Genomic DNA, 4,342 nt, shown 5'->3' with positions numbered 1-4,342 from the left:
CGCTCATCGCGCGACCCCCCACTGATCGAGCGACCCTCCGCTGATCGAGCGACCCTCCGCTGATCGAGCGACCCTCCGCTGATCGAGCGAAGTCGAGATCACCCGCCCGCGCGACGGCGCTACCGTGAGGCATGGGGTTCTACGACGACAAAATCCTTCCACGCCTGGTGGAGAAGACCTGCGGAATGCCGGGGATGGAGAAGCTGCGCGCCCGCGCGTGCGCCCCGCTGTCGGGCGACATCGTCGAGATCGGGTTCGGTTCGGGCCTCAACGTCGCCTGCTACGGCGACCGGGTGACCTCGGTGACCGCCGTGGAACCCGCGGACCTCGCCTGGGCGCGGGCACAGGAGCGGGTCGCATCGTCGCCGATCCCGATCAGCCGCGGCGGGCTGGACGGACAATCCCTGCCGTTCGACGACGACGTCTTCGACGGCGCGCTCTCCACGTTCACCCTGTGCACCGTTCCCGAGCTGCCGCCTGTTCTCGCCGAGCTGGCCCGGGTGGTCAGGCCGGGCGGGCGCTTGGCCTTCCTGGAGCACGGCCTGGCGCCCGGAGCGTCGGTGCGCCGGATCCAGCGCCTGATCGACCCGGTCGAGCGCCTGGCGGCCGGCGGCTGCGAGCTGACCCGGGACGTCCCCGCCGCACTCGCCGCCGCCGGATGGGAAGTGGCCGAGCTGGACCAGTTCTACACCCGCGCCGCACCCAAGCCGTGGGGCTGGTTCTCACTGGGATACGCGGTGAACAGCGGGGAGTGAGTCGCGAGCGACGCGGCGAACGATGAACTGCCCCGTTCTCTCCCTACCCCGCGGTAAGAAGATGGCCTAGGGTCAATGAAATGAGTCGCGAATTCGATGTCATCGTCTACGGCGCCACCGGCTTCGTCGGGGAGTTGACGGCCCGCTATCTGGCCGAGCAGGCGCCGGACGGCACCCGGATCGCCCTGGCAGGACGGTCGGAGACCAAGCTGGCGGGGGTGCGCCGTCGCCTGCCCGAGCGCGCGTCGTCGTGGCCGCTGGTGATCGCCGACTCCGACTCCCCCGCCTCCCTCGATGCGATGTGCGCCCGCACGCAGGTGGTCTGCACGACGGTCGGGCCGTACCTCCGCTACGGCGAGAACCTGGTGATCGCGGCGGCCTCCGCGGGCACCGACTACGTCGATCTGACCGGCGAGGTCCCCTTCACCCGGTTCACGATCGACAAGGCCGACGAGCTCGCGAAGGGCACCGGGGCGCGGATCGTCAACTCGTGCGGCTTCGATTCGGTCCCCTCGGATCTGGGCGCCTACCTGCTCTACAAGAAGGTCTCCGAGGAAGGCGCCGGCACCCTCGGCGAGACGACGATGGTGCTCAGGTCGTTCCGCGGCGCCGTGTCCGGCGGCACCATCGACTCGGTGCGCGTGATCGCCGAGCAGGCCAAGGATCCCGAGCAGCGCCGACTGCTGCTCAATCCGCGGGCCCTCTCCAGCGGTCCCGGCGAGCTGGAGCAGGTCGGCCCCAGCGCCGAGCCGAGCGACATCAGCCCGGTGGACGCGAAGAAGGTCGATCCATCCCTGCGCGGCACCCTGGCGCCGTTCTTCATGGCCTCGTACAACACCCGGGTCGTCCGGCGATCCAACGCCCTGCTCGACGACGCCTACGGCCCGGGGTTCCGGTACCAGGAGACGATGAACGTCGGCGGGATGCCGATCCTGTCGACGCTGGCCGCCGGTGCGGTGGCCGTCGGCACCGGGATCGGTCTGGCCGCGATGAGCTTCCGTCCGACGCGTTCGCTGCTCGATCGCATCCTGCCCAAACCCGGCGACGGACCGGACGAAGGGGCGCAGGAGGCCGGGCACTTCACCACCCAGACCTTCACCCGGACCAGCGACGGACGCCGGTTCCGCTCGCAGATGCGCGCACACGGCGATCCCGGCTATCGAGCGACCGCGGTGATGCTCGGCGAGTCCGCCCTGGCACTCGCGCTGGACCGGGACAAGCTCCCCGACCGGGCTGGCGCACTGACGCCGGCCGTCGCGATGGGTGACGTCCTGATCGACCGGCTGCGCGAGGCCGGTTTCGTCCTCGAGGTGCACGAGCTCACCTAGCGCACCGCGATGCACGACGACGTGAAGGCCCTCGTCAGCGGCGACTGGTACTGGGACACTCCGGAGCTGCGGCGACTGCGTGACCGGTGCGCCACTGCGGTCGACGAGTTCAACGCCCTGCCCGCGGCCGACCACGCCGGGCGCCTGGCGATTCTGCGCGTCCTGTTCGCCGTCTGTGGAGACGGCGTCGAGGTGGTGCCGCGGCTGCGCGTCTCCTACGGGTTCAACACGCGTCTGGGATCAGGCGTCTACCTCAACGCGAACGCCTTTCTGATGGACGACGGGCCCATCACCCTCGGCGACCATGTCCGCATCGGTCCGTCCGCGGTACTGGCGACGGCGCTGCACCCGATCGAGGACCACGCGCTTCGCCGTGACGGCGCCGAGCGCACCGCGCCGATCACCATCGGCGACAACTGCTGGCTCGGCTCCAGCGTCACCGTGGGTGCCGGGGTCACCATCGGCCGCAACACCGTGGTCGGTGCGGGCAGCGTCGTCGTTCGGGACCTTCCCGATCACGTCGTCGCGGTCGGAACACCCGCTGTGCCGATCCGCTCGCTGCCCGTCGAGGAGTGACCTCCGCCCGCTGACCGTACTGTGGCGTTGTGCTACCGGGCCGTCGCCCTCAACACCTCGGTGACCTGGGATTTCCGAAGACGGCGAGGCGCTCACCGGAGGTCTACGTCCCAGTACGGCTCAGGCCTGGCCCGGCTTGAGTGCGATGAAGAGGGCGTCGAGGTCGGCACAGAGCCGGTCGCCGTCGTGCAAGGTGCCCTTCACGTACAGCTTGCGGTCGTCCCGGCGATCCACCCAGGTCTTCATCGTCAGCGGGGTCTCCAGCGGAGTCAGCGACCGATAGCTCACCGTGAGGTACGCGGTGCGGCAGATCCCGTAGACGTTGAGCGCAGCGGCCATGCCGCCCAGGTCGTCGAAGGCGATCGCGACGTGACCGCCGTGTGCGACGTTGTTGCCGCCCAAATGGAAGGGCCGGAAGGTCAGGGTCGCCGTCACGCCGTGCTCACCGCCGTCGGTCACCTCGTACGGCGGCAGCGTGATGTTGCCGCGCGCGGGCAGGTCGACGCGGGTTCCCGACGGGCTGTGCCACTCGTCCACCAGCATGGTGTCGAGCTTGGCGTTGAAGACCTTGAGGTCGTCGATGATCTCGTCGGCCAGCTCCGGCGTGGGACACGCGTAACGCACCTTGTCCATGAAGGTGCGGACCTGCTCGATCAGCTCGTCGTACCGGGGCCCGCCCCGTTCGGTGGTGATGTCGATCTTCGCCCGGAAGCCGCCGGCGTGCGGCGACTCTCCGGACGATTTCGCATCCCAGTTCTCATCGGCCGGTGCACCCTTCATCGATCCACCGTAACCCGCGCTCGACCAAACGCTCGCTTGGGTTCCGGTTTCGACTCCGCTCAACCGTCGAGGGGACTCCGCTCAACCGTCGAGGGGACTCTGCTCAACCGTCGAGAGGCCAGCGCGACCGCCGAGAGGACTCCGCGCCCCTCGGGGGCTCCGCTCACGCCGTCGGGGGATCCGCGCGGTCCGGGGCGGACCGTCGCCGATTAGTCTCGGACCCATGACTTCGCCGTTCGACCCCGCACAGTGGAAGACCGTCCCAGGCTTCGAGGACCTCACCGATCTGACCTACCATCGCCACACCGGCGAGGGACGCGCGAACGGCATCGTCCGGATCGCCTTCGATCGCCCCGAGGTCCGCAACGCCTTCCGCCCGCACACCGTCGACGAGCTGTACCGCACTCTGGACCACGCTCGACGCTCCCCCGACGTCGGCACCGTGCTGCTGACCGGCAACGGTCCCAGCCCGAAAGACGGCGGCTGGGCATTCTGCAGCGGCGGAGACCAGCGCATCCGCGGACGTTCGGGATACCAGTACGCCTCCGCGCACGACAGCGACGTCGAAGCCGCCGGCCGCGACACCGTCGACGAGGCGCGCGTGGCGGCCGAGGGCGGACGCCTGCACATCCTGGAGGTGCAGCGCCTGATCCGCACCATGCCCAAGGTGGTGATCGCGGTGGTGAACGGGTGGGCCGCCGGCGGCGGGCACTCCCTGCACGTCGTCTGCGACCTGACCGTGGCCTCCCGCGAGCACGCCCGGTTCAAGCAGACCGATGCCGACGTGGGCAGCTTCGACGCCGGCTACGGCAGCGCCTATCTCGCCAAGCAGGTGGGGCAGAAGTTCGCGCGCGAGATCTTCTTCCTCGGCGAGGCCTACGACGCCGAGACCATGCACCGGAT

Annotated in this window: 5 protein-coding genes; 4 read left to right on the top strand and 1 reads right to left on the bottom strand. The window is 69.7% G+C overall.

All coding sequences use genetic code 11. The features are described from left to right. Positions 1-131 precede the first annotated feature (131 nt). The 3 genes from GX543_RS00670 to GX543_RS00660 all read left to right on the top strand — a co-directional run bounded on the left by GX543_RS00670 (position 132) and on the right by GX543_RS00660 (position 2,659). A complete protein-coding gene (locus tag GX543_RS00670; protein ID WP_105943378.1) occupies positions 132-755 on the top strand; it encodes a class I SAM-dependent methyltransferase in 624 nt (207 codons plus the stop codon). 80 nt (positions 756-835) lie between these two features. Then, positions 836-2,083 (top strand): saccharopine dehydrogenase NADP-binding domain-containing protein, encoded by a 1,248-nt coding sequence (locus GX543_RS00665; RefSeq protein ID WP_105943379.1) that lies wholly within the window; start codon positions 836-838, stop codon positions 2,081-2,083. Positions 2,084-2,092: 9 nt separating this feature from the next. Further along, positions 2,093-2,659, top strand: a complete 567-nt coding sequence (locus GX543_RS00660) for a sugar O-acetyltransferase (RefSeq protein ID WP_290849113.1) — start codon at positions 2,093-2,095, stop codon at positions 2,657-2,659. 120 nt (positions 2,660-2,779) lie between these two features. Here GX543_RS00660 and GX543_RS00655 read toward each other — a convergent pair whose 3' ends face one another. Further along, on the bottom strand, positions 2,780-3,439 hold the full coding sequence (locus tag GX543_RS00655; protein WP_290849111.1) for a PaaI family thioesterase: 660 nt from the start codon (positions 3,437-3,439) through the stop codon (positions 2,780-2,782). A gap of 223 nt (positions 3,440-3,662) precedes the next feature. On the opposite strand from GX543_RS00655, the gene GX543_RS00650 reads away from it, so the two are divergent. Continuing rightward, the coding region (locus GX543_RS00650; protein WP_290849110.1) for a 1,4-dihydroxy-2-naphthoyl-CoA synthase at positions 3,663-4,342 on the top strand (680 nt) is incomplete at its 3' end.

The organism is Gordonia sp. (in: high G+C Gram-positive bacteria) (assembly GCF_012515855.1).
Classification (GTDB): domain Bacteria; phylum Actinomycetota; class Actinomycetes; order Mycobacteriales; family Mycobacteriaceae; genus Gordonia.
This window is presented reverse-complemented; position numbering and strand designations above follow the sequence as displayed.